Annotated in this window: 21 protein-coding genes; 12 read left to right on the top strand and 9 right to left on the bottom strand. The window is 71.9% G+C overall.

Translation table 11 applies throughout. The features are described from left to right. Positions 1–42 precede the first annotated feature (42 nt). From BT341_RS07400 to purD, 5 genes are all read right to left on the bottom strand, one after another. Positions 43–792, bottom strand: coding sequence for an ESX secretion-associated protein EspG (locus tag BT341_RS07400; RefSeq protein ID WP_177328761.1), 750 nt, complete (start codon positions 790–792; stop codon positions 43–45). A gap of 11 nt (positions 793–803) precedes the next feature. Then, positions 804–2,390 carry a hypothetical protein gene (locus BT341_RS07395; protein ID WP_072475567.1) on the bottom strand — a complete coding sequence of 529 codons (1,587 nt, stop codon included), beginning with the start codon at positions 2,388–2,390 and terminating at the stop codon, positions 804–806. 9 nt (positions 2,391–2,399) lie between these two features. After that, positions 2,400–2,966 carry a DUF3558 family protein gene (locus BT341_RS07390; protein WP_072475566.1) on the bottom strand — a complete coding sequence of 189 codons (567 nt, stop codon included), beginning with the start codon at positions 2,964–2,966 and terminating at the stop codon, positions 2,400–2,402. 25 nt (positions 2,967–2,991) lie between these two features. Continuing rightward, a complete protein-coding gene (locus BT341_RS07385) occupies positions 2,992–3,372 on the bottom strand; it encodes a hypothetical protein (RefSeq protein WP_177328760.1) in 381 nt (126 codons plus the stop codon). A 121-nt stretch (positions 3,373–3,493) separates the two neighbouring features. Next, positions 3,494–4,768, bottom strand: a complete 1,275-nt coding sequence (purD, locus tag BT341_RS07380) for a phosphoribosylamine--glycine ligase (protein ID WP_072481826.1) — start codon at positions 4,766–4,768, stop codon at positions 3,494–3,496. 243 nt (positions 4,769–5,011) lie between these two features. On the opposite strand from purD, the gene BT341_RS07375 reads away from it, so the two are divergent. The 3 genes from BT341_RS07375 to BT341_RS07365 all read left to right on the top strand — a co-directional run bounded on the left by BT341_RS07375 (position 5,012) and on the right by BT341_RS07365 (position 8,721). Beyond that, positions 5,012–6,148 carry a glycerophosphodiester phosphodiesterase gene (locus tag BT341_RS07375; RefSeq protein WP_072475564.1) on the top strand — a complete coding sequence of 379 codons (1,137 nt, stop codon included), beginning with the start codon at positions 5,012–5,014 and terminating at the stop codon, positions 6,146–6,148. Positions 6,149–6,188: 40 nt separating this feature from the next. After that, complete coding sequence (locus tag BT341_RS07370) at positions 6,189–7,109, top strand: serine hydrolase domain-containing protein (protein ID WP_072475563.1); 921 nt, start codon at positions 6,189–6,191, stop codon at positions 7,107–7,109. Positions 7,110–7,179: 70 nt separating this feature from the next. Then, a complete protein-coding gene (locus tag BT341_RS07365) occupies positions 7,180–8,721 on the top strand; it encodes an amino acid permease (RefSeq protein WP_072475562.1) in 1,542 nt (513 codons plus the stop codon). Between the two features lie 2 nt (positions 8,722–8,723). Here BT341_RS07365 and BT341_RS07360 read toward each other — a convergent pair whose 3' ends face one another. Next, the gene (locus BT341_RS07360) at positions 8,724–9,962 is read right to left on the bottom strand and encodes an MFS transporter (RefSeq protein WP_072475561.1); all 1,239 of its coding nucleotides are present in this window, start codon (positions 9,960–9,962) and stop codon (positions 8,724–8,726) included. Positions 9,963–10,110: 148 nt separating this feature from the next. Here BT341_RS07360 and BT341_RS07355 point away from each other — a divergent pair, with 148 nt between their 5' ends. Continuing rightward, positions 10,111–11,745 (top strand): Na+/H+ antiporter, encoded by a 1,635-nt coding sequence (locus BT341_RS07355; protein ID WP_072475560.1) that lies wholly within the window; start codon positions 10,111–10,113, stop codon positions 11,743–11,745. On the opposite strand, the gene BT341_RS07350 is transcribed toward BT341_RS07355, so the two are convergent. Beyond that, positions 11,726–12,628, bottom strand: coding sequence for a TIGR03564 family F420-dependent LLM class oxidoreductase (locus BT341_RS07350; protein WP_072475559.1), 903 nt, complete (start codon positions 12,626–12,628; stop codon positions 11,726–11,728). The genes BT341_RS07355 and BT341_RS07350 overlap by 20 nt on opposite strands. Positions 12,629–12,745: 117 nt before the next feature. On the opposite strand from BT341_RS07350, the gene BT341_RS07345 reads away from it, so the two are divergent. Beyond that, positions 12,746–13,243: an OsmC family protein gene (locus BT341_RS07345; protein WP_072475558.1), complete on the top strand. Its 498-nt coding sequence runs from the start codon at positions 12,746–12,748 to the stop codon at positions 13,241–13,243. Here the strand turns inward: BT341_RS07345 and BT341_RS07340 are convergent. Next, positions 13,240–14,526 (bottom strand): adenylosuccinate synthase, encoded by a 1,287-nt coding sequence (locus BT341_RS07340; RefSeq protein ID WP_072475557.1) that lies wholly within the window; start codon positions 14,524–14,526, stop codon positions 13,240–13,242. The genes BT341_RS07345 and BT341_RS07340 overlap by 4 nt on opposite strands. A 76-nt stretch (positions 14,527–14,602) precedes the next feature. Between BT341_RS07340 and BT341_RS07335 the strand changes: the two genes are divergently transcribed. The 7 genes from BT341_RS07335 to BT341_RS07305 all read left to right on the top strand — a co-directional run bounded on the left by BT341_RS07335 (position 14,603) and on the right by BT341_RS07305 (position 22,245). Beyond that, on the top strand, positions 14,603–15,283 hold the full coding sequence (locus BT341_RS07335) for a hypothetical protein (RefSeq protein WP_425426322.1): 681 nt from the start codon (positions 14,603–14,605) through the stop codon (positions 15,281–15,283). Positions 15,284–15,423: 140 nt separating this feature from the next. Further along, a complete protein-coding gene (locus BT341_RS07330) occupies positions 15,424–16,062 on the top strand; it encodes an HNH endonuclease family protein (protein WP_072475555.1) in 639 nt (212 codons plus the stop codon). Positions 16,063–16,188: 126 nt separating this feature from the next. After that, the gene (locus BT341_RS07325) at positions 16,189–17,799 is read left to right on the top strand and encodes an ABC transporter substrate-binding protein (RefSeq protein WP_072475554.1); all 1,611 of its coding nucleotides are present in this window, start codon (positions 16,189–16,191) and stop codon (positions 17,797–17,799) included. Further along, positions 17,796–18,752, top strand: coding sequence for an ABC transporter permease (locus tag BT341_RS07320; protein WP_072475553.1), 957 nt, complete (start codon positions 17,796–17,798; stop codon positions 18,750–18,752). Before BT341_RS07325 ends, BT341_RS07320 begins: the two co-directional genes overlap by 4 nt. After that, positions 18,745–19,566, top strand: coding sequence for an ABC transporter permease (locus tag BT341_RS07315; protein WP_072475552.1), 822 nt, complete (start codon positions 18,745–18,747; stop codon positions 19,564–19,566). The genes BT341_RS07320 and BT341_RS07315 overlap by 8 nt, the downstream gene beginning before the upstream one ends. Then, entirely contained in the window at positions 19,563–21,122 is a 1,560-nt protein-coding gene (locus BT341_RS07310; protein ID WP_072475551.1) for a dipeptide ABC transporter ATP-binding protein, read from the top strand. The genes BT341_RS07315 and BT341_RS07310 overlap by 4 nt, the downstream gene beginning before the upstream one ends. A gap of 16 nt (positions 21,123–21,138) precedes the next feature. Next, entirely contained in the window at positions 21,139–22,245 is a 1,107-nt protein-coding gene (locus BT341_RS07305) for a glycosyltransferase (protein WP_072475550.1), read from the top strand. Positions 22,246–22,299: 54 nt separating this feature from the next. On the opposite strand, the gene BT341_RS07300 is transcribed toward BT341_RS07305, so the two are convergent. Continuing rightward, entirely contained in the window at positions 22,300–24,180 is a 1,881-nt protein-coding gene (locus BT341_RS07300; RefSeq protein WP_072475549.1) for an FAD/NAD(P)-binding protein, read from the bottom strand. Between the last annotated feature and the right edge of the window lie 132 nt (positions 24,181–24,312).

The raw sequence follows: 24,312 nt of genomic DNA, 5'->3' as shown, positions 1-24,312 counted from the left end.
GTCGCGCGTACGGGATCTCCGGCAACTTCCACCCGGCGGAGCTCAGGCCTCCGCCATCAGCTCGCGGATCCTCGTCGCCAGCAGGGTGTTGTCCGCCGGGGTGACCGTCGCCCACTCGCGGCCTTCGCGGTCCTTCGCCACCTGGAACAGGTACCTTCCCGCGTCCGTGTCGAAGAAGGCCACCACGCGGCCCGCCCGGTGGACCACTCCGTCGCGGCCGACGCGTTCCGCGCCGAACTGGCCGCGGGCTTCCTGGCCCAGCAGCATCCCCGACAGCTCCTGGGCCTGGAACAACGCCACGCCCCGGTCCTCCAGCGCCGTCACCAGCGCCTTCGCGTCGCCCTTCGCCGCCGCGTCCGCCGAACGGAGGACTTCGTACGGGATGCTCACCGTCTGGCCGATGCCCGGGCCCAGCTCGCCCGCCACCGAGACCGCCGCCTCCGGGAGGCCGTCGTCCGTGGCCGGGATCAGCCAGACCTCGCCGTGGTCCACCACCGCCAGCACCGCCTGGCTACCGGCGCTCACCGCGCGGCCGCGGATCTCGCGTTCGGCCCACACCCACACGTCCACCCCGAACCGCGGCCGGGCCAGCAGGTGCAGCAGGTCGGCCACCTCGCCGGACACCCGGCGGTTGCGGGCCAGCCGCCGCTCGCCCAGCGACGCCCAGGCCGACTCCACCAGCTCCTGCCGCTCGGTGCGCGTGGTGCCCTCGCTCGGCACGTCGATCGCGACGTGCCGGCGGGGCAGGTCCAGCGACTCCCAGAGCACGTCGAACTCACGCACCGAAAGCATCAGCGACACGGTCAGCGCACATCCCCGCCGTGGTCGCCGATCACGTCGGGAGAAACCATCCGCTGGTCGGCGAACAGGTCCTGGTCGTCGACGCCGTAACGGCGGATGTGCTCGGCGTCCTCCTCCTGCGGGGCCGCTTCCGAAAGGAACTTCGCCTCGCCGGACTGCTGCTTGGGGCTGATCTGTTCTCGCTTCCGCAGCGCGGCGGCCTCCTCCTCGGGCAGCTCGCCGACCGGCAGCGGCCGCACCGGGCCCTTCGGCTGGTTCTTCTCTCGCCGCTGACGTTCCTTGTCGCCGCTCAGCGCGCCGCCGGCCGCGCCCGCGCCGACCGCCGCCGCGCCCGCGCCCAGCTCACCCGGCGTCGCGCCGGGCTTGGCCGCGAAGCCGCGTTCGGCCGTGAACTGGCCGGGCGGCAGCGGCGCCTGCGGCATGGCGCCGACCGTGCGGCCCTTGCCCAGCAGCCCGTCCGGGCCACGGCCGGGCGAGCTGTCGACGCCGGTCGACCCACCCGGCGCGCCACCGCCCCCGCCGCCGAGCGACTTGATCGGCGCCGTCGCCGGTGACGAGCCGGGCGGCAACGGTCCCGGTGCGCCCGGTGCGCCCGGCGGAGCGAACTGGTCGCCGCTGCCGCCGGTCGCGGGTCCCGGGGTGAACCGGCTGGAGTCGCCGGACGACGTGCCGCGGCCGGGACCGTTCACCCAGCCCGGGCCGGGCGACGGCGCCGCCGGCTTCACGCCCGACGGCGTCGTCACTGAACTCGGCGTCGTGTGCTGGGCGGGCGCGACGCCCCCGCCGGTCTGCCGTGGCGGCGGCGCGGCGGCGCGGGAGGGCTGCTGCTGCGCCGCGACGCCGTAGACCGGGGTCGGCGGGTCGGCGTGGACGGTGTGCGACACCGGCTGCACCACCGGCGGGTCGACGTGCACCGAACGGACCTTGTCCGAAGCCGGCCGCACACCACCGTCCGGCGTCACCGCGACGGCGGCCCCGGCGACGTCCAGCACGCCCGGCGTGACCCCGGGCGCGGCCAGCTTCAGCGACTCGGGATCGGACAGCGACTGCGTCGAGAGCAGGTTGGAGCCACTCTCCTGGGCGTATTCGTTCAGCGCCTGCTGCGCCTGCGCCTTGGCGTTGTTGGCCGCCTCGACCTGCCGGGCGTGGTCGGTCTCGAAGCCGATCAGGCTGAGCAGCAGGCCGTCGGTGAGGGTGTAGCCGCCCGCGCCCTTCCGGACCGTCTCGGCGTCCGGCAGCTTGTACTTGGTCCGGTTGAAGGCTTCGCCCTGCTCGAACACCATTTCCGCGGCGTGCGCGACCTTCGCGGTGGCGTCCTGGGAGAACCCGGCCTGCTCGGTCAGCACCTGGCTGGCCGCGCCCCCGGCCTGGCTCTGCCACTCGACACCGAGCTTCAGCAGCTGCGCGCGCAGCGTCTGGTCGGTGTGGGCGAGGGCGGTCGCGACGGCCTTCAGCGCGTCGACGGCGGTGCCGATGCTGCCGGTGCCGTCGCCGTTGATCATCCGCGTGATCTGGTCGGCGATCGCGGTGTTGGTCCAGCCGTCGAACCGGTGGTTCCGGATGCCGGCCGCGAGCTCGGAGAATTCCACGCGCCCTCCCTAGTTGCGTGCTTTCAGGGACTGCAGCGCCAGGTCGGCGGCGTGCGCCGACATGTCGCACAGCTGCGGCTGCGTGAGCTTGCCGCGGGTGATGGCGAACGTCTGGACGGCCAGCGTCTGGCCCCGCGCGACGCCGACGAGGGTCTCGCAGTCGGCCGGGTCGCCGGCCGCGCGGTAGTTCGTCAGCGCCGGGTAACCGCCGATCGTCTTCGGCTCGGTGGTCATGCTGTTCTTCTTGCGGGCGCCGGTGATCCACTCGCCGAGGTCCGCCGGGACCGCCCGCACGTGGTAGGAGTGCATCGGCTCGGCGCCGTCGGCGTCGAACACGCAGGTCGGGCCGTCTTCGGGCGGTGCCTCCCGTGGCACGCTCGTGATCTTCAGCGCGTCGAGCTGCACCTGCGGGAAGACCTCGCACAGGTTGACGCCGGCGAGCGGCAGCTCGGCGGGCCGCTGCGGCAGCTGGGCCGCCTTGGCGCTCTGCGACGCCGCGGTCGCGGCCGTCTCGACCGGGTAGGCGGTGCCCGCCGTGCCCGCCGAGCAGCCGGCGAGCGCCGCGGTCGCGAGCACGCCCCCGGTGACCCGCAACCTCCGGTTACGCACCGTGCTTGCCGCGGTCACCGAACACCGCCGCCTTCTCCTCGTCGCTGACCTGGTAGTCCTTCGCCGCGTCCCGCAGCTGCGACACCAGCCGCTTCAGCCCGGCGACGTACTCGCGGACCTGGCCGGCGTAGGAGCGGTCGCCGTCGGCGATCAGGGTGTTCCACGCCTGGATCGCTTGGGTGCTGATCACGTCGGCCGACGGCGCGTCGATGCGCAGCTGCCCGAGCTTGGTCAGCAGCTGGTCTTCGAGGGCGTTGGCCTGCTCTTCGACGATCCGGGCGACGTCGAGCAGCTTGTCCGGGTGGACCAGGACGTCCGCGGCGGCCGGTGCCACCGGGACGGCCGAGCTGAGGTCGTACGAGGGTCCTGACATGCTCTCCCCTGACGTCATACGGACAGTGACCGGCCGGCTCCCGTCGAGGCTACCAACGCCGGTGTGGCGGCAGCCTGAGTTTTGACGGAGAGCGTGCCCGGCCGGTTCCCCGATCCGTGGATCAGGCGCGCTGTTTCGCCCCCGGGGCGCTGATCTCGCCGTTCGCCGCCTTCAGCGCGATGTCGGTGCGGTGGTGCGAGCCCGCGAGGTGGACCTTCTCGACGATCTCGTAGGCGTGCTTGCGCGCCGACTTGAGCGTCTTGCCGGTGCCGACGACCGACAGCACGCGGCCGCCGGCGGAGACGACGGCGCCGTCGTCCCGGCGGCGGGTGCCGGCGTGCAGCACGCCTTCCAGTTCGGCGCCGGTGATGACGTCGCCGGTGCGCGGCTTGCCCGGGTAGCCGTCGGCGGCGATCACGACGGTGACCGCGGCGCCGTTCGCCCACTCCAGCGGCGGGTGCTCGGCGAGCTTGCCGGTGGCGGTGGCGTGCATCAGCCCGGCGATCGGGGTGCGCAGCAGCGCCAGCACGACCTGGGTCTCCGGGTCGCCGAAGCGGCAGTTGAACTCGATGACCTGCGGGCCTTCGGAGGTCAGCGCGAGCCCGGCGTAGAGCAGGCCGGAGAACGGCGCGCCCCGGTTCACCAGCTCGTCGGCGACCGGCTGGACGACCTTCTCGACCAGCTCGTCGACGAGGTTTTCGGGCGCCCACGGCAACGGCGCGTACGCGCCCATGCCGCCGGTGTTCGGGCCGGCGTCGCCGTCGCCGACGCGCTTGAAGTCCTGCGCGGGCAGCAGCGGGACGACGGTGTGGCCGTCGACGAAGCAGAACAGCGAGGCCTCCGGACCGTCCAAAAAGGACTCCAGAAGGACCGGGTGGCCGCCGTCGAGGAGCATGATCGCGTGCTTGCGGGCGACGTCGACGTCGGAGGTGACGACGACACCCTTGCCGGCGGCCAGCCCGTCGTCCTTGACGACGTACGTCGGGCCGAAGCGGGCGAGCGCGGCGTCGAGGCGGGCCGGGTTGTCGACCACTTCGCTGCGCGCGGTCGGCACGTTCGCGGCGGCCATGACGTCCTTCGCGAAGGCCTTCGAGCCCTCGATGCGGGCGGCCGCGGCGGACGGGCCGAAGCAGGCGATGCCCGCCTTGCGGACGGCGTCGGCGACCCCGGCGACGAGCGGGACCTCCGGCCCGACCACCACCAGGTCGGCCTCCCAGCTCCGCGCGAGCGCCGCGACCGCTTCCGGGTCGGCGGCGTCGACGCCGAGCTGTTCGGCCATCGCGGCGGTCCCGGCATTGCCGGGCGCGCAGGCCAGCGCGGTGACGGCGGGATCGCCGGACGCCGCGAGGACGAGTGCATGCTCACGGGCGCCGGACCCGATTACCAGTACGCGCACGCGGCACAGCGTATCCGGCCGGTTCGCGCCGGACACTTTCGCCGTCCGGCTGACACCGGTGGTGAGGGCCGGCACGCCGTGGGTGACCGTGCAGCCGGCGCGAAAACCCCATCCGCCGCAAACCGGCCAGGAGTCCACGTGGCGTTCACCGCCGTGACCACCGAAGTACCGCCGCGAGTCGCTTGCGGCATCGAGGGTGGCGCGAGTAGTCAGGGAACACCCTGTGTGAAAAGAGGTCACCAGATGAAGCGCAAACGTGTGGGCGTCCTGGCACTGGCGGGACTGGCGTTGCTGAGCGTCACCGGACTGGCCGTCGGGTCGGCGAGCGCGTCGGAAAGCGGGTCCGCCGACGCGGCCGCGCACGGGCGGGGCCACGATGACCCCGTGATCATCGGACACCGCGGCGCGCCCGGGTACCGGCCGGAGCACACGCTCGCCTCCTACGAGCTCGCCTTCCGGATGGGCGCCGACTGGGTCGACGTCGACCTCGTGCCGACCAAGGACGGGCAGCTCGTCGCGCGGCACGAGCCGGAGATCGGCGGCACCACCGACGTCGCCAAGCACCCCGAGTTCGCCAACCGCAAGAAGACACTGGTGATCGACGGCGTCGCCACGACGGGCTGGTTCACCCAGGACTTCACCCTCGCCGAGCTGAAGACGCTGCGGGCGGTCGAGCGCATCCCGCAGAACCGGCCGCACAACACGCTCTACAACGGCCGCTACCAGATCGCCACCTACCAGGAAGTCCTCGACCTGACCCGGCGGCTCGGCCGCGAGCTGCACCGCACGCTCGGCACCTACCCCGAGGTCAAGCACTCGACGTTCTTCCAGTCGATCGGCAACCCGACCGAGCCGAAGCTGGTGTCGATCCTCAAGCGCAACGGCCTCGACCGGCCGGACGCGCCGGCGATCATCCAGTCGTTCGAGGTGTCGAACCTCGTCGCGCTGCACAAGGAGCTCCGGACGCCGCTGCTGCAGCTGACCTCGGCCTCCGGCGCCCCGGCGGACTTCGTCGCGAAGGGCGACAAGCGGACGTACGCCGACCTCGTGACTCCGCAGGGACTGCGCGAAGTGGCGAAGTACGCGAAGTACCTCGGGCCGGACAAGGCCCAGGTCATCCCGCGGGACAAGAACGACAACCTGGGCACGCCGACCACGCTGGTGGCCGACGCGCACCAGGCCGGGCTGAAGGTGCAGCCGTACACCTTCCGGAACGAGAACCCGTTCCTGCCGGCGAACCTGCGCTCGTCGGCCGAGCCGGACGCCTACGGTGACGTCTTCACCGAAGAAGCGGCGTTCCTGAAGGCCGGGGTCGACGGCTTCTTCGCCGACCAGCCCGACACCGCGCTCGAGTCGCTGCACGCGTTCCTCGGCCGGTAATCGCTTTGCCGTCCAGGGCGCTTCCGTGGACGCTGAGTCCATGGAAGCGCCCTTTTCCGGTGTCGTGCTGGTCAGCCGCGGTGCCGAAGTCCTGCTCGCCGAGGCGTCCGGGTACGCGCACATCGGCTACGGCGTCGAGAACACCGTCGGCACCCGCTTCGCGATCGCCAGTGGCACCAAGGGTTTCACGGCGCTGGTCGTCGTCGGCCTGATCGCCGAGGGCCGCCTGGAGCTGACCACGAAGGCCCGTGAAGTCCTCGGCGACGACCTGCCGCTGATCGACGACCGCGTGACCGTCGAGCACCTGCTGACGCACACGTCCGGCATCGGCGACTACTGCGACGAAGCGGCCGACCCGCCACCGAACCCGCTGCTCGCCACGTCGGCCGACTACCTCGCCGCGCTCGGCGGCTTCCCGCAGCGGTTCCCGCCCGGCGAACGGTTCCGCTACAACAACGGCGCGTTCGTCGTCCTCGGCCTGATCGCCGAACGGATCGCCGGCATACCTTTCCAAGACCTCGTCCGGACCCGCGTGTCCGAGCCCGCCGGGATGACGGACACGGCGTTCCTCCGTTCGGACGCACTGCCCGGCCGGACGGCCACCGGCTACCTCGAGGACGGCCGCACCAACGTCTTCAGCCTGCCCGTGCTGGGCCACGGCGACGGCGGGTGCTACAGCACCGCGCCGGACTTCCGGAAGTTCTGGCCCGCGCTCCTGGACGGCCGGATCGTCCCGCGCGCGTGGGTGGACCGGATGCTGCGGCCGCACGCGGACGGCTACGGGCTCGGTTTCTGGCTGCCCGGGCCCGGCCTGGTCCGGCTGGAGGGCGGCGACCACGGCGTCTCGTTCCGCAGCACGCACCGGCCGTCATCGGGTGTCACCGCGACGCTGATCTCGAACGACCACCGGGGTGGCGGGCCCCGGCTGCGCCGCCTGGACGAGTTGCTGGCGAAGCCTTGACACCCTCGGGCGCCAAGGCTACTTTCGGCGAATTCAATGGTCTGGCCGCATACCTTTCAAGAGGTGCCCGATGGACGTTTCCGACCAGCAGACCACCCCCGACCACACCGACGACGACAGCGCCCGCCTGCACCAGCTGGGGTACGCGCAGGAGCTCAAACGGACGATGTCGGCGTTCTCCAACTTCGCCGTCTCGTTCACGATCATCTCGATCCTCTCCGGCTGCCTCACCCTCTACGGCTTCGGCATGAAGACCGGCGGGCCCGCCGCGATGATCTGGGGCTGGCCGCTGGTCGGGCTGTTCGTGGTCCTGGTCGGCCTCGGCATGGCCGAGGTCTGCTCCAGCTACCCGACAGCCGGCGGGCTCTACTACTGGGCGGCGAAGCTGGCACGGAAGAACGGGCCCGCGTGGTCGTGGTTCACCGGCTGGTTCAACCTCGTCGGGCAGATCGCCGTCACCGCGGGCATCGACTTCGGCGCGGCGCTGTTCCTCAACGCGTTCCTCGACCTGCAGTGGGGTTTCGAAGCGACGCCGGGGCACACGATCCTGCTGCTCGCGATCATCCTCGTGGTGCACGGCCTGCTGAACACCTTCGGCGTCCGGATCGTCGCGATCCTCAACAACGTCAGCGTGTGGTGGCACCTCATCGGCGTGCTGGTGATCGTCGGCGTGCTGATCTTCGTGCCGGCCAAGCACCAGGACGCGTCCTTCGTGTTCGGCAGCTTCGTCAACCAGACGGGCTGGGGCTCGGCGTTCTACGTCTTCGCGCTCGGGTTGCTGGTCGCGCAGTACACGCTCACCGGCTACGACGCTTCGGCGCACATGACGGAGGAGACGAAGAGCGCGGCGAAGGCGGGTCCGCGCGGGATCGTCATGTCGATCGTCGTCTCGCTCGTCGCGGGATGGATCCTGCTGATCGGCCTGACCTTCGCCATCCAGGACTACGACGGCGCGGTCAACTCCGCCACCGGCGTCCCGCCCGCGCAGATCTTCATCGACGCCACCGGCGCGGTCACCGGCAAGTTCCTGCTGCTGATCTGCATCGGCGCGCAGCTGTTCTGCGGCATGGCGTCGGTGACGGCGAACTCGCGGATGATCTACGCGTTCGCCCGCGACGGCGCGATCCCGGGGTCGGCCTTCTGGCACCGGATCAACAAGCGCACGCAGACGCCGACCAACGCCGTGTGGCTCGCCGCGGGCGGGGCGCTGGTGCTGGCGCTGCCGTACCTGTGGAGCCCCACGGCCTACGCGGCGGTGACGTCCATCGCGACCGTCGGGCTGTACGTGGCCTACGTGATCCCGGTGTTCCTGCGCGTCCGCCAGGGTGACGCCTTCGAGCGCGGGCCGTGGCACCTGGGCCGCTGGGGCCGTCCGGTCGGCATCGTCGCCACGGCGTGGGTCGTGGTGATCTTCGTGCTGTTCATGCTGCCGCAGGTGTCGCCGGTGACCGTGGACTCGTTCAACTACACGCCGATCGCGTTCCTGGTCGTGCTCGGCGGGGCGGCGCTGTGGTGGGTCGCCTCGGCGCGGAAGTGGTTCACCGGCCCGAAGGTCCAGGGCTCCGAGGCGGAACTGGCCGCGGTGGAGCAGGAGCTGAAAGAGCTGGGCTGAAATCAGGTGGTGGCGGGGCGGGAGTCCGCGGCCGGCGCGGGTTCCACAGCCGGCCTGTGGCGGCCGGGGCGGACCACCGTCACGGCCGCCGCGCCCAGCGCGCCGACGCCGGCGAACGCGTAGAAGCCCCACGGGTACGCGATGCCCGCCGTCAGCAGGGCGCCGCCGAGGATCGGGCCGGAGATCGCGCCCACCCGGCCGATGCCCGCCGACCAGCCGAGGCCGGTCGCGCGGACCGCGTCCGGGTAGATCCGGCCGATGTAGGCGTACACCAGCACCTGCGCGCTGAACACGAAACAGCCGGTGAGGAACACCGCCGCGTACAGGCCCGCGGCGGGCAGCTTGACGCTCAGCAGCGCGAGGAACACCGCGCCCGCGCAGAACCAGGCGATGGCCGACGGCCGGATGCCGACGCGGTCGGCCACCCGGCCCGCGACCAGCAGCCCGGCGATGCCGCCGACGTTCAGCGTCAGCAGCAGGCTCAGCGCGGCGCCGAGCGGGTAGCCGGCCTGCCGCATGATCTCCGGCAGCCACGTGTTGAGCCCGTACACCAGCAGCAGGCCCATGAACGACGTCACCCAGAACGCGATCGTCGCGCGCAGCAGGCCACCGCGGAACAACCCGGCCACGGCGTGCCCGGCCGACCGCTCGGTCTCGCGGACCCGCTGGAACGTCTCGGACTCCGGCAGGAACTTCAGCATCAACGGGATCAGCACGACCGCGGGGACCGCGCCGGCGACGAACATCGCCCGCCAGCCCAGCGGCGCGATCAGCACGATGCCGAGCAACGCCGTCAGCACGGCACCGACGTGGTAGCCGGTCATCACCGTGGTGGTGGCGCTGCCAGACCGGCCGTGCCGCGCGTACTCCGTGACCAGCGTGATGGCCGTCGGCAGGCAGCCGCCGAGGCCGAGGCCGGCGACGAACCGCAGCAGGCCGAAGACGAACGTCGAGGGCGCGACCGCGCACAGCAGCGTGCACAGCGAGAACAACGCGACCGAGATGATCAGCGCCTTCCGGCGGCCGATGACGTCGGTGATCGTGCCGATCGCCAGGCCGCCCAGCATCATCCCGGCCAGGCCCACCGTGGAGACGACCGACGCCGTGCCCGGCGTCAGCCCCCAGACGTGGCCGCGCAGCAGCACGGGCAGCACGGTGCCGAGCACGACCAGGTCGAACCCGTCGAGCAGGACGGCGGTCCAGGCCAGGGGCACGACCCAGGAGCGGGCGCCAGCGGACATGGGGAACCTCCGGACGTGCGTCGGTGCACATGATCCGCACAGCTGTGCGTATGGCGCACAGTATGCCCCGGCGGCCCGGGGCGAGCCAGGTCACTTCCATTCAGCGGAAGCCGAGCGCATGGCCTCTACCTGCGGAAAGATCACGCGCGTGGAGATCCTGACGCTCATGGCCGTGCTCGCCGGATCGCTGGCGCTCACCGCGCTCGCCCGGCGCTACAACCTGTCCGCGCCGCTGCTGGTGGTCGTCGTCGCGCTCGGGGTCGCGCTGGTCCCCGGCGTGCCGCGGCTGGAGCTCGAGCCGGAACTGGTCCTCACCGTCGTGCTGCCGCCGCTGCTGTATTCGACGTCGCTGGAAAGCTCGCTGACGCACTTCAAGCGCGCGCTGCGGCCGATCGTCGCGCTCGGCGTGGTGCTGGTCGCGGTGACCGCGGTCGTCGTCGCCTTCGTGGTGCACCTGCTGCTGCCCGACGTGCCCTTCGCGTCGGCGCTCGTGCTCGGCGCGGTCGTGGCACCCCCGGACGCGGTGACCGCGGTGGCGATCGGCCGCAAGCTCGGCCTGCCACGGCGGGTGATGACCGTGCTGACCGGCGAAAGCCTGGTCAACGACGCCGCCGCGCTGACGCTGTACAAGGTCGCGCTCGCCGCCGTCGCCGGCACCGCCGGTTCGGCCGGGCACGGGTTCGCGGTGTTCGGCGTCGCGACCGTGCTCGGCATCGCCGTCGGGCTGGCGATCGGCGCCGCCGTGGTGCTGATCCGGCGGCAGCTCGACGACCCGCTGATCGAGTCGGCGTTCGGGATCATCGTGCCGTTCGCCGCGTACGTCGCCGCGGAGCACCTGCACCCCTTCAGCGACGACTTCGGCGGATCCGGCGTGCTCGCCGTCGTCGCGGCGGGCCTGTTCCTCGGCCACCGGTCGATCTACGCGTCCCCGGCGACGCGCATGCAGGACCGGTCCGTCTGGGCGTCCATCGACGTCCTGCTCGAATCGCTGGTGTTCGCGATGATGGGCCTGCAGCTGCCGTTCGTGCTCGAAGGCGCGCAGCACGCGGCCCGCGACAACGGGACGCTGGCCCTGGTCGCGGTGGCCGTGCTCGCGGTGACGATGCTCGTGCGGATCCCGGCCGTGTTCGTCTCGGCGTACCTGCCGCAGACCGTGCGGCTGTTCGGCCGCGACCGCGCGGCCCCGTCGTGGCGGACCCTGGCGGTGGTGTCGTGGACCGGCATGCGCGGGGTGGTCACGCTCGCCGCCGCGGCCGGCGTCCCGGCCGGCACCCCGGGACGCGAGGAGATCCAGCTGTTCGCGTTCACCGTGGCGATCGGGACCGTGCTGATCCAGGGCCTGACGCTGCCGCCGCTGATCCGCGTCCTGAAGGTGCAGGACCCCTCGGAAGCCGAGCGAGACGAAGCGGAGGAGCTGGCCGCGCGCGAAGTCGCGAAGAAGGCGGCGCACGAACGGCTGCGCGAGATCAGCCGCGACCGGCTGGCGTCGCTGGACCTGCCGCCGGAGCGGATCGACCGGCTCAAGGAGCGGCTCGAGCGGCTCGTCGACACGCGGTACCGGTTCGCGAAGGCGGCGATCACCCTTTCGGGCGAAGAGCGGGCCGGCAGCCCGCAGGCCCAGTTCGCCAAGGCCCGGCGGGAGCTGCTGATCACGCAGCGCAAGGCGATGCTCGAGGAGAACCGCGCGGGCCGGCTCGACGACGAGATCCTGCAGAAGGTGCTGCGGGAGCTGGACCTGGAGGAGCTGTCGGTGTCGACAACGCTCACGAACCGGCTGAGCTGACGACCTCCCATGTCCGAAGCCGCTCCTCGGCGGAGCGGATGCCGGTCTGCGTCACGACGACGCCGGTCGCGCCGGCGTCGTAGTAGCGCCGCAGGCCTTCCAGGACCGTCTTTTCGTCACCGATGAGCGCGAGGTCCGCCGGATGATCGACGCCTTCCGCGTCGAGGATCCGCTGGTACGACGGGATCTGCGCGTAGAAGCCCATCTGCTCGACGGCCAGCGCGCGCACGGCGTCGGGCTCGTCGGTGACGACGGCCGGAACGGCGGCGATGATCCGCTTGCCCCCGGGAAGCGCGGGCACGATCCGCTCGGAAAGCGCTCTCGGCCCCGCGAGGTAGGGCAGGGTGCCGTCGGCCAGCTCACCGGTGACGCGCAGCGCCTGCGGCCCCATGGCGGCGACCACGACCGGCACCGCACCGCCCACAGTGGACGGTCCCGGCGCCTTCGCGGTGACGGTCTCACCCTCGAAGTCGACGGCTTCCCCCGCGAAGACCTGCTTCAGGACGGTCAGGTACTCGCGCAGATGGCGGATCGGCGGCGGGTATTCGAGGCCGTAGACCGGGCCGAGGAACCCCTGCGAGCCGAGCCCGATCCCGAGCGTGAACCGGCCGCCGGTCGCCGCCTGCGCGGTCTGCGCCGCGCTCGCGACGAGGAACGGGTGCCGCGGATACGTGGGCACCACCGACGTGCCGACCTCGATCCCGGGCACCTCACGCCCGGCGAGCGCGGCGACGGTGATGGCGTCCTGGCCGAGCGGAAGCTGCGAGAACCAGACGGATTTCAGGCCGGCATCGGCGGCCTGGCGGGTCTGGGCGATCAGCTCGTCGACGAGGTTGGGCGCGGCCGCGGTGTCGCCGGCGGGCAGCGTGACTCCGATGGTCATGATCCCAAGCTAGCGAGTGCCCGCCCCGATTTCCGGCTTCCCAGGAATTGAGAACCCGAGCGCGGCGCGCGGGATTCGCCCACCCTGTGGCGAAATACCGATCACCGAGGAGCACCCATGTCGCTGACCGACGTCATCGACGGCACCCGCCGGGCCGTCGACGCCGACCCGCACAACGCCGCCGTCTCCTTCAGCGTGGCCAACACCCTCAAGCCCGGCACCAGGACCGAGGTCGAGGTGAAGGTGCGGGACCACAGCTTCACCGTCGACGAGCCACCCGCGCTCGGCGGGACCGACCACGCCGCCAACCCCGTCGAGTACGCGCTGGCCGCCCTCGGTTCCTGCCAGGTCATCACCTACCAGTTCTGGGCGGCGAAGCGCGGCATCCCGCTCGACTCGATCAAGGTCACCGTCGACGGCGACCTCGACCTGCACGGCTTCTTCGGCTTCTCCTTCAACACGCGTCCCGGCTTCGGCGACGTCCGCGTGTCCGTGGAACTGGAGGGCCCGGCGAGCCGGGAGCGCTACGAGGACCTCAAGCGCGAGGTCGACGAGCACTGCCCGGTGCTCGACCTCTTCCGCAACGAGACGCCGGTGTCGACCAAGCTGACCTAGACGAATTCGTGGCGCACGATCGTCTGGTCGCGGCCCGGGCCGACGCCGATCGCCGAGATGCGGGCGCCCGACAGCTCTTCGAGGCGCTCGACGTACGCGCGGGCGTTCGCCGGGAGCTCCTCGAACGTGCGGCAGCCCGAGATGTCCTCGAACCAGCCCGGGTGCTCTTCGTAGATCGGGATCGCGTGGTGCACGTCGGTCTGCGTCATCGGCATGTCCTGCGTGCGGAAGCCGTCGACCTCGTAACCGACGCACACCGGCACCTTCTCCAGGCCGGACAGCACGTCCAGCTTGGTGAGGAAGTAGTCGGTGATGCCGTTGACGCGGACCGCGTACCGCGCGATCACCGCGTCGAACCAGCCGGTGCGCCGCGACCGGCCCGTCGTCACGCCGAACTCGCCGCCCTGCTTGCGCAGGTACTCGCCGGACTCGTCGTGCAGCTCGGTCGGGAACGGGCCGGAGCCGACGCGGGTGGTGTACGCCTTCAGGATGCCGAGCACCGTCGTGATCCGGCCCGGGCCGATGCCCGACCCGGCGCTCGCGCCGCCGGACGTCGGGTTCGACGACGTCACGAACGGGTAGGTGCCGTGGTCGACGTCCAGCAGCGTGCCCTGTGAGCCCTCCAGCAGCACGGTCTCGCCGCGCTCGAGCGCCTGGTTGAGCTGCAGCCGCGTGTCGGCGATGCGGTGCGCGAACTTCTCGCCCGCGGTCAGCACCTCGTCGGCGACCTGGTTCGCGTCGAGGGCCTTGCGGTTGTAGACCTTCACCAGCACCTGGTTCTTGAACTCCAGGGCGGCCTCGACCTTCTGGCGGAAGATCTTCTCGTCGAGCAGGTCCTGCACCCGGACACCGACGCGGGCGATCTTGTCCTGGTAGCACGGCCCGATGCCACGCCCGGTGGTGCCGATCTTGCGGCTGCCGAGGTAGCGCTCGGTGACTTTGTCGATGGCCACGTGGTACGGCATGATCAGGTGCGCGTCGGCCGAGATCAGCAGCTTGGACGTGTCGACGTCCCGCGCTTCGAGGCCGGACAGCTCCTCCAGCAGCACACCGGGGTCCACCACCACGCCGTTGCCGATGACGTTGGTCACGCCGGGCGTGAGGATGCCGGACGGGATGAGGTGCAGGGCGAAGTTCTCGCCGTTCGGCAGGACGACCGTGTGACCGGCGTTGTTGCCACCCTGGTAGCGGACGACCCACTGGACCCGGTCACCCATCAGGTCGGTGGCCTTGCCCTTGCCTTCGTCTCCCCATTGGGCACCGATGAGCACGATGGCCGGCATGTGACACTCCAGGTGTTCGACGACTGAGGTTAAGTGTCCCGGACGGACACCGGTGGCGCTTGGGAAATGCCGGTGCATGACTGTAACGGAGGTCCCGCGGGTGCGCGGAATAGTGGTGGCCTGTGGCGACGGCGCGGCGGGCTTCGAAGAGGTCGACGACGTCGTGTCGATCCGCGTGCCGAGCCGTCCCGGCAAGGCGGAAATCGACCCCTTGCTGGGCGAACACGATCACCTGGTCGTGTCGGGGACCGACGCGGACCTGGCCGCGGTCGTGCTGCGGCTGCTCCGCAAGGACGCGCTCTCCGGCGTGTCGGTCGGGTTCGTGCCGTCGTCGCCGGACTCGGCCGTCGCGGCGCTCTGGGGGCTGCCGAAGACGCCGTTGCAGGCGCTCGCGCTGGCGCTGCGCGGCGAGGTCGACCCGGTGCCGCTGATCCGCGACGACGTCGGCGGCGTGCTCGTCGGGCGCGGGCAGCTGCGGCTGGTCCGCGGGGTGGCCTACGCCGACGAGCAGGTGGCGCTGCGCGGGCCGGCCTCGTCGATCGAGGTGACGCCGGATCCGGGCGGGCCCGGCCTGGCCGTCCGGGTCGTCAAGGGCACCCTCTTCAAGCGGCCGACGACGTTCTACGCGCGGGCGTTCCAGATCGGCTGCATCCCGACGCGCCCGGTCCGCGACGACGTCGTCCACGAGCGCGCGGTGAACAAGTGGACGTGGTACCGGCACACCGAGGACCTGCGGCTGGTGCGCGGCACGCTCTGACCGGCGGGGTTCACGAGCGGGTGCCCGCCTGGTAACGCACGGTTCATCGACGGGCAGCAACATGTCACCTATACGTGTTGCACACGCCACTCCGATGTATCAGGGTTAGCTGTCCCCGCACCTGACACGGAGGCAGCAAGATGCCAACCAGGCGTGCTGTTCGTCATTCGTTCACCATTCTCGCCGTCACGGCCGTGCTGTCCGGCACCTTGGCCGGCGTCGCGGACGCGACCCCGCCGGGCATCCCGTCGGCGACCACGGCGAAGTCCGAGCTCGCGGCGCTGACCGTCAAGGCGGACGGCTCGCTGACCGGCTACAGCCGCGACAAGTTCCCGCACTGGATCGACCAGGGCAACAACTGCAACACGCGCGAAGTGGTGCTCAAGCGCGACGGCACGAACGTGGTGACCGACTCCAGCTGCGCGCCCATCTCTGGCAAGTGGTTCAGCCCGTACGACGGCGCGACCTGGACCGCGGCGTCCGATGTGGACATCGACCACGTCGTCCCGCTGGCCGACGCGTGGCGCACCGGCGCGTCCACGTGGACCACCGCGCAGCGCCAGGCGTACGCGAACGACCTCACCGACCCGCAGCTGATCGCCGTGACGGACAACGTCAACCAGGAGAAGGGCGACAAGTCGCCCGACGCGTGGAAGCCGCCGCTGGTCAGCTACTGGTGCACCTACGCGAAGATGTGGGTCGCGGTGAAGTACAAGTTCAAGCTGACGATCAACTCGGCGGAGAAGAGCGCGCTGACGGACATGCTCAACCGCTGCTGACGCTGTCAAGAGCGAATCCTTGCGGTGTCAGGGAATGAGACCGCGGTTCGCACAGTGGGACGGCCTTCAGCGCGTGGTTAGCGTCGGTGGTTGAAGACGCAACCGCTCCCCGCTGGAGGCCGTCCGGTGTCCCCCCTTTCCCGCGCCCGCAACGCCGCGGCCCTGCTCGCCCTTCCCGTCCTGCTGACCGCCTGCTCCGCCGCCGGTACCGAACAGGCCGCCGACGCGGGCCCGCCGAAGGCCGGCGGCACGCTGCGCCTCGGCATCTCGTCCGCGCCCGACTGCATCGACCCGCAGCAGTCGGCCACGAACGCGTCCATCAACGTCGGCCGCCAGCTCGTCGACTCCCTCACCGACCAGGACCCGAAGACCGGCGAGATCAAGCCGTGGCTGGCCGAGAAGTGGGAGATCGACGCCGGCTCGACGGCGTTCACCTTCCACCTGCGCTCCGGCGCGACGTTCTCCGACGGCAGCCCGGTCGACGCCGCCGCGGTCAAGACCAGCTTCGACGGCATCAAGGCCCTCGGCACGAAGGCCCAGCTCGGCTACGGCTACCTCGCCGCGTACAAGGCGGCGACGGTCGTGGACCCGCGGACGGTCCGCCTCGAGTTCTCCGCGCCCAGCGCGCAGTTCCTGCAGGCCAGCTCGACGATGTCGCTCGGCGTCCTGGCCCCGGCGGCGTTCGCGAAGACGCCGGAGCAGCGCTGCCAGGGCAACGGCCTCATCGGCTCGGGGCCGTTCGTCTTCGAGAGCCTGAAGCAGAACCAGGAGATCGTCCTGGCCAAGCGCAAGGGCTACACCTGGGGCTCGGCGCTGTTCAAGCACCAGGGCGAAGCCTACCTCGACAAGATCGACTACAAGATCGTGCCCGAGCCGGGCGTCCGCACCGGCAGCCTCGCCTCCGGCCAGCTCGACGCGATCACCGACGTCCAGCCGGTCGACGAGCCGCAGTTCGCCGGCAACGGCTTCGGCGAGAACATCCGGCCCAACCCCGGGGTCGTGTTCAACCTGCACGCCAACACCACCCGCGGCGTGCTCACCGACGAGAAGGTGCGCCAGGCCGTCCTCAAGGGCGTCGACCGCGCCGAGGTGGTGAACACCGTGCTGACGCCGAGCTACAAGGCCGCCACCAGCATCCTCGGCTCGGCGACGCCGCTGCACAGCGACTTCTCGCAGCAGCTCGCGTACGACCAGAAGGGCGCGGCGGCCCTGCTGGACGCCGACGGCTGGGTGCCCGGGCCCGGCGGAATCCGCACGAAGAACGGCCAGCAGCTGGCCGCGTCCGTGGTGTTCTCGCCGGTGTTCAACCAGAACCGCAGCGTGCTGGAGCTGATCCAGCAGCAGCTGCGCAAGATCGGCTTCGACCTGAAGATCGAGCAGCACACGACGGCCGAGACCACGCAGATCCAGCTGAGCGGGAACTACGACTTCCTCTGGTACAACGTCACCCGCGCCGACCCGGACATCCTGCGCAGCCAGTTTTCGACGAAGGCGGGCAACCGCAGCAAGCTCGCGCCGGGCAACCCGCTGGACGCCGTCCTCGACGCGCAGTCGTCCACTGTGGACGCGGCGAAGCGCAAGCCGCCGGCCGAGGAGGCGCAGAAGCTGATCGTCGAACACGCCTACGCGGTCCCGGTGTTCGAGCTGACCCAGGTCGTCGCGCTGAGCTCCAAGGCCCACGGCGTCGACTTCGAGGCGTCGTCGCGGCTGCAGCTGTTCGACGCGTGGCTGTCGTGAGGCGCTACCTGCTGCGCCGCTTCGGGCAGGCGGTGTTCGTGCTGTGGGCGGCGTTCACGCTGTCGTTCCTGATCCTCTACCTGCTGCCGGGCGACGCCGTTTCGGCGAAGCTCGCCAGCGGCGAAGCGGGCTCGTCGGCGACGCCGGAGCAGCTGGCGGCGGCCCGCGCCGAGTACGGCCTCGACTCGCCGCTGCCGGTGCAGTACCTGAAACGGCTGGTCTCGGCGCTGCACGGCGACTTCGGCCGCAGCGTCGCGACCGGCGACGACGCCACGCACATGGTCGTCACGGCGTTGCCGCCGACGCTCGCGGTGACCGGGCTGGCGCTGGTGTTCGCGGTGCTGTTCGGCGGCGGCTCGGCGTTCCTCGGCACGTTCACCCGGTTCCGCTGGCTGCGGCAGGCCCTGCTGTCCCTGCCGTCGCTGGCGATCTCGCTGCCGCCGTTCTGGGTGGGGCTGCTGCTGATCCAGTTCTTCTCGTTCCGGCTGCGGCTGCTGCCGGCGCTCGGCACGCAGGGCTTCTCGGCGGTGATCCTTCCCGCGATCACCCTCGCCCTGCCGACCGGCGCGATCATCGGCCAGGTCCTGGCGAAGAGCCTCGCCACGCAGCAGGAAGAGCCGTACGCGGAGATCGCGGCGGCCAAGGGCGCGAGCCGCTGGCGCGTCCACTTCGGACACCTGCTGCGCAACGCGGCCGTGCCGACGCTGACCGTCGCCGGCGTGGTCGCGGGCAACCTCGTCGCCGGGTCGGTGATCACCGAGACGGTGTTCTCGCGCGACGGCGTCGGCCGGATCACCGCGGCCGCCGTCACCGCGCAGGACGTCCCCGTGGTGCAGGCGGTGATCGTGCTGGCCGCGCTGGTGTTCGTGGTGCTCAACCTGGTCGTCGACCTGCTCTACCCGCTGCTCGACCCGCGCATCGCGCGCACGCCCGCGGTGGTGGCCCGTGGTTGACCTCGCCGCCCCGGCCCGCGTGGTGCGCCGCCCGGGCCTGGTGCTCGCCGTCGCCGTGCTGGCGTTCGTGCTGCTCGCGGCCTTCGTGCCGGCGCTGCTGACCGGGTACGACCCGATCACCGGCGTCCCGGCGGAACGGCTGCAAGGCCCTTCGCTGCGTCACCTGTTCGGCACCGACGAGACCGGCCGTGACGTCTACGCGCGGGTGATCCACGGCGCGTCGCTCTCGCTGCGGGCGACCGCGATCGCCGTGCTCGTGGCGCTGGTCGCGGGCTCGGCGCTGGGCCTGCTGGCCGGGTTCCGCGGCGGCTGGGCGGACACCGTGATCATGCGGATCGTCGACGTCTTCCTGGCCATCCCGCCGATCCTGCTGTCGCTGGCCCTGGTCACGGCCCTGGGCTTCGGCACGACGAACGTCGCGATCGCCGTCGGCATCGCGAATCTCGCGTCTTTCGCGCGGGTCATGCGCGCGGAGGTGCTTCGCGTGCGAAGCGGCGTGTTCGTCGAAGCGGCACGCGCCAGCGGAGTGCGCTGGTCCGGCGTGCTGCTGCGGCACGTCCTGCCCAATGCCGTGGGCCCGGTGCTGGCGCTGGCCACGCTCACCCTCGGCACGGCCGTGCTCGAGGTGTCGGCGCTGAGCTTCCTCGGGTTCGGCGCGACCCCGCCGACGCCGGAGTGGGGCTCACTCGTCGCGGGCGGCCGCAGCTTCCTGGCCACGGCCTGGTGGATGACGACGTTCCCGGGCCTGACGGTCGCGGCGGTGGTCCTGTCCGCGAACCGGCTGTCCCGCGCACTGGACGGAGGCGAACGATGACCCTGCTGCGGATCTCCCGGCTCGCGGTGTCGTACCGGGCGGTCCCGGCCGTCCGTGACGTCAGCCTGGACGTCGAGGCGGGTGAAGTGGTCGCCGTCGTCGGTGAGTCGGGCTCCGGGAAGTCGACCACCGCGCACGCGGCGATCGGCCTGCTCCCGCGCGGTGGCCGGGTCGACGGCGGCTCGATCACGTTCGCCGGCCGTGACCTGCTTTCCCTGTCGGACAAGCAGTGGCGCCGGGTCCGGGGGCGAGAGATCGCGCTGGTGCCGCAGGACCCGGCGGTGTCGCTGAACCCCGTGCACCGGGTCGGCGACCAGGTCGCGGAGGTGCTGAAGATCCACGGGCTCGCCGACCGGCGGTCCGCTCCCGCGCGGGCGATCGAGCTGCTGGAACGCGCGGGCGTCCCGGACCCGCAGCTGCGGGCGCGGCAGTACCCGCACCAGCTGTCGGGCGGGCTGCGGCAGCGGGTGCTGATCGCGGCCGCGCTGGCCGGGCGCCCGAAGCTGATCATCGCGGACGAGCCGACTTCGGCGCTGGACGTCACCGTCCAGCGGCGGATCCTCGACCACCTGACGGCGCTGGCGGCGGAGTCCGGCACGGCGATCCTGCTGATCACGCACGACCTCGGTGTCGCGGCGGACCGGGCGTCGCGGATCGTGGTGCTCTCGCAGGGATCGGTGGTCGAAGAGGGCCCGTCGGTGGTCAGCGCGCCCCAGCACCCCTACACCCAGCAGCTCCTGGCGGCGGCTCCGAGCATGTCGAGCGCTTCGCGGCCGGCCGCCCCGCCCGCCGAGCCGCTCGTGTCGGTGCGGGACCTGGCGAAGACGTTCGACGGCGGCATCCGCGCGGTGGACGGCGTTTCGTTCGACATCCCGCGCGGCCAGACCCTGGCCCTGGTCGGCGAGTCCGGCTCGGGCAAGTCGACGACGGCCCGCATGGTGCTGCGGCTGGAGACGCCGTCGGCGGGCTCGGTGGTGTTCGACGGCCGGGACATCACGTCGCTCGCCGGGTCCGAGCTGCGCCGGCTGCGGCGGCGGATGCAGGTCGTGTACCAGAACCCGTACGCGTCGCTGAACCCGAAGTTCTCGATCGAGGACGTCGTCGCCGAGCCGCTGCGGGCGTTCGGGCTGCCGCGCACGCGGGTCCCGGAACTGCTGGACCAGGTGGCGCTGCCGGCGTCGGTGGCGCGCCGGAAGCCGGCCGAGCTGTCGGGCGGCCAGCGGCAGCGGGTGGCGATCGCGCGGGCGCTGGCGCTGCGGCCGGACCTGGTGGTGTGCGACGAGCCGGTGTCGGCGCTGGACGTCTCGGTGCAGGCGCAGATCCTGCGGCTGCTGGCGGAGCTGCAGGAGTCGCTGGGGCTGTCGTACCTGTTCATCTCGCACGACCTCGCGGTGGTCCGGCAGCTGGCCGACCAGGTGGGCGTCCTGCGGGACGGTTCGCTGGTCGAGCTGGGCCCGGCGGCGCAGGTGCTGCACGAGCCGCGGGCGGAGTACACGAAGGAACTGCTCGCGGCGATCCCGGGGCGGTCCCGGATCGCCCCGGCCGGGCAGCGCTGACCGGTACGCTCGGGCGGTGCGGATCCTCTTCACGTGCCGCCCGGCGTACGGGCACCTGTTCCCCCTGCTGCCGCTGGCGAACGCGGCCCGCGCGGCGGGACACGACGTCGTCTTCGGCACCGGCGAGGCCTTCGTGCCGCGCGTGCGTGAACTGGGCTTCGAGGTACACCGCGTGGGCATCGCCATCGCCGACGCGGAGGCCGAGGCCAGGCGGCGGCACGGCGAGGACGCGGGGTTCCTCGACGTCGGCATCACGATGTTCGCGGAGCTGCTGCCACGGGCGACCATCGGCGACCTGACGCCGTTGCTGCCGAAACTGCGTCCCGACCTGGTGGTCTACGAGCAGAGTGACGTCGGCGCCGGAGCGCTGGCGCAGCGGGCGGGCGTGCCGGCGGTGTCGCTGGTCATCGGCCGGTCGATGCCACCGCAGGTGCTGGCGCTCGCAGCCGAGCGGCTGGCGCCGATCTGGCAAACGCCCCCGGCGGACGCGATGCTGGGCAACGCCTGCATCGACGTCTGGCCGGACAGCATCCGCGACCCGGGGACGGCGGGCGTGCCGAAGGTGTTCCGGATGCGCCCGACCCCGTACGACCCGGAGGTCCCGCTACCGCCGCTGCCGGCGGACGGTTTCGTGTACCTGACGCTGGGCACGGTGGCGTTCGGCGCGACGGACGTGCTGCGTGGAGCGATCGCTGCGCTGTCCCGCCTGCCGGTGGAGGTGCTGGTGGCACTGGGCCCGGGCGACCCGGCGGCGCTGGGCCCGGTTCCGGAGCGGGTGCGGATCGCGGGGTTCGTCCCGCAGGCGGAGGTCCTGAAGCACGCGGGCGCGGTGGTCCACCACGGCGGCTCGGGCACGGTGCTGGCCTCGCTGGCCGCGGGCCTGCCACAGCTGGTGCTGCCGCAGGGAGCGGACCAGTTCGCGAACGCGGAGGCGCTGACGACGCTGGGGGCGGGGACGGCGCTGGTGGGTGCGGAGATCCGGATACCGGCGATCGAGGCGGCGGCGCGGGCGCTGCTGGAGGATCCGGAACCGCGCGAAGTCGCGCGAGGGGTGGCTGCCGAGATCGCGGAGATGCCGCCGCCGGAGGAAGTGCTGGGCGAGCTGGTCAGCTGGGCTCGCTGAGGGCACGCGGAACCGCCGTGCCGGGCACCGTTAGCGCAACGCCCGCCGCGCCGATCAGCTCTGCTCGCCGGCCAGCGCCAGGATCTCCCGCGCCACCGCGTCGTTCTGGCGGAACGACAGCGCGTTCGTCCTGGGGCGGGTGAATGCCGCCGCCGATCGGGCGCTTGTGTGGGGGCCCACCGCGAAACGGTGCGGGTGGGCCTGGCCCGATCCGTCGAGCAGGCGCGAGTCCGACACCCGCGTGTGGATCCGGCCCGATGGCAGCAGCGCGCCCGTCACCGGGTCCGCCACCGTTTCCTCCGCCAGCTCGCCCGCGTCTCGCAGCTGTCGGAGGAGACCGTCCGCCGCGCGGGTCACGCTCGGGCCCGGCAGCCGGGCTTCCACCAGCGTGCGTGCCTCCACCGTGCCCGGGTAGCTCGCGCTCGACGCCACGAACACGCCACCCTCAGCCGTCACCCGCATTTCCGCGCCAGCGAAGGAAACCACGCCCGCCTCGTGCAGGGCCAGCAGTTCCTCCAGCCGTCGCGGCGGCGGCCCGCTGGCGTAGTACGAGAAGAACCCGTGGAACCATCCGTCCATATCAGACACTTGCGACGACGCATCCAATCGTCCTTTTTGGACCAGGACCGGCAGCTGGCCGTACACCGACAGCAACGCCATGAACGCGCCGAGGTCGGCGCTGAACTCCGGGTCCGCCCGGCGCGCGAGGTCGGCTTCGATGTACTCGCGCAGCTCCTTGCCGAACTCCTCCGCCGAGCCGAACTCGCGGCCCGCCATCGGCCGGTCGAGGCGGTCGAGGTCGAGGCGGTCGGCTTCGGCGGGCACCGCCTTCAGCACGAGGTCCCGCATGGCAGGCGAGCCCCACGGCAGGTCGGCGAAGGCGTCGGCGAAGACCGCGAAGTCCATGCGCACGCGGTCCGGGTGCCCGGTGAACAGCTCGCTGTAGTAGCCCCAAGCGAGTTCCTTCGCGATCAGCGGCCAGACGTCCGCGCGGAAGTCGAGGGCGGCACCGGCCAGCTCGTCGATGGCGTACGCGTCGAAGAACCTCGGCAGCCGCAACGGTTTCCCGCGCAGCCGGTAGCCGATCTTCGCGTGGTACGGCACCCCGCGCCGCGAGCCGACGTGCAGCACCGGCTCGGCGCCGCTCGGGTGGTAGCGCAGGCCGCCGCACGCAAGCTCCTCGAACCGGCCGCCGCGGCCCTCGGTCAGCAGCAGCATCAGGTCGACGAACGCCAGCCCGAACCCGCGCACCAGCACGGTTTCCCCGGGCGCGATGCCCGAGTAGTCGACGTCGGCGGTGTACCCGGCCGGGTAGTAGGCCAGCCCGTGCCGGGCGGCGAACGTCGCCAGCTCGCGCTCCCGGTCGTCCGGCTCGGCGTCGAGGTGCCCGACGGTGAACACGACGGCGTCCGCCGTGACGGAGGTACCGTCGGACAGTCTGACGGTATAACCGTCGACACCCACCGCCCGCGCCGCGTGCTCGACGACGTCGACGTTCCCGGGCAGGTCCGCGACGACCTTCCGGTACACCCAGGTCAGGTAGGCGCTCTGCAGCCGCCGGGTCGGGAAGTCGAAGCTGCCGAGCGCGGTCAGCTCCGCGACGACGTCCGGCGGCACTTCGGCGTCGAGGACGCCGTCACGCACCTTCCGCGCCCACTCCAGCAGCGACGGCCCCGGCCGCACCGGGCCCGCCATCTTCACCGACTCGTCGGTGAACATCGTGACGTCCTCGGGCATGGAGTTCATCCGCAGCAGGGGTGACTGGTCGTACCGCCACACCCGGCCGGGTCCCGGCGGGAACGGGTCGATCAGGTGCACCTCGAGCCGGCGGCCACGCAGGAGTTCGGCGGAGTTCGCGCCGAGCCGCTCGAGGACGCCGACCCCCCGGGGTCCGGCGCCCACGACGGCGAGGGTGAACGGCGGCAGATCGGCCACGCAGCCGAAGCTACGCCGCGGCCCGGGTCCGGGAAGCCCTTCCCATACTCCGGAATCCCGGGAATAACACCAAACCCGGGACGTTCGTGGCCATCCCACGGCGGTCCCCGACCGTCGTGGTCAACCGGGCGG

The organism is Amycolatopsis australiensis (assembly GCF_900119165.1).
Classification (GTDB): Bacteria; Actinomycetota; Actinomycetes; order Mycobacteriales; family Pseudonocardiaceae; genus Amycolatopsis; species Amycolatopsis australiensis.
This window is presented reverse-complemented; position numbering and strand designations above follow the sequence as displayed.

What these genes read in the sequence shown, in the direction of transcription:
- BT341_RS07330 (WP_072475555.1), top strand. Translation starts at nt 15,424, where the DNA reads ATGCCAACCAGGCGTGCTGTTCGTCATTCGTTCACCATTCTCGCCGTC.
- BT341_RS07360 (WP_072475561.1), bottom strand. Translation starts at nt 9,962, where the DNA reads ATGTCCGCTGGCGCCCGCTCCTGGGTCGTGCCCCTGGCCTGGACCGCC.
- BT341_RS07310 (WP_072475551.1), top strand. Translation starts at nt 19,563, where the DNA reads ATGACCCTGCTGCGGATCTCCCGGCTCGCGGTGTCGTACCGGGCGGTC.
- BT341_RS07400 (WP_177328761.1), bottom strand. Translation starts at nt 792, where the DNA reads ATGCTTTCGGTGCGTGAGTTCGACGTGCTCTGGGAGTCGCTGGACCTG.
- BT341_RS07385 (WP_177328760.1), bottom strand. Translation starts at nt 3,372, where the DNA reads ATGTCAGGACCCTCGTACGACCTCAGCTCGGCCGTCCCGGTGGCACCG.
- BT341_RS07350 (WP_072475559.1), bottom strand. Translation starts at nt 12,628, where the DNA reads ATGACCATCGGAGTCACGCTGCCCGCCGGCGACACCGCGGCCGCGCCC.
- BT341_RS07365 (WP_072475562.1), top strand. Translation starts at nt 7,180, where the DNA reads ATGGACGTTTCCGACCAGCAGACCACCCCCGACCACACCGACGACGAC.
- BT341_RS07335 (WP_425426322.1), top strand. Translation starts at nt 14,603, where the DNA reads ATGACTGTAACGGAGGTCCCGCGGGTGCGCGGAATAGTGGTGGCCTGT.
- BT341_RS07375 (WP_072475564.1), top strand. Translation starts at nt 5,012, where the DNA reads ATGAAGCGCAAACGTGTGGGCGTCCTGGCACTGGCGGGACTGGCGTTG.
- BT341_RS07370 (WP_072475563.1), top strand. Translation starts at nt 6,189, where the DNA reads ATGGAAGCGCCCTTTTCCGGTGTCGTGCTGGTCAGCCGCGGTGCCGAA.
- BT341_RS07345 (WP_072475558.1), top strand. Translation starts at nt 12,746, where the DNA reads ATGTCGCTGACCGACGTCATCGACGGCACCCGCCGGGCCGTCGACGCC.
- BT341_RS07340 (WP_072475557.1), bottom strand. Translation starts at nt 14,526, where the DNA reads ATGCCGGCCATCGTGCTCATCGGTGCCCAATGGGGAGACGAAGGCAAG.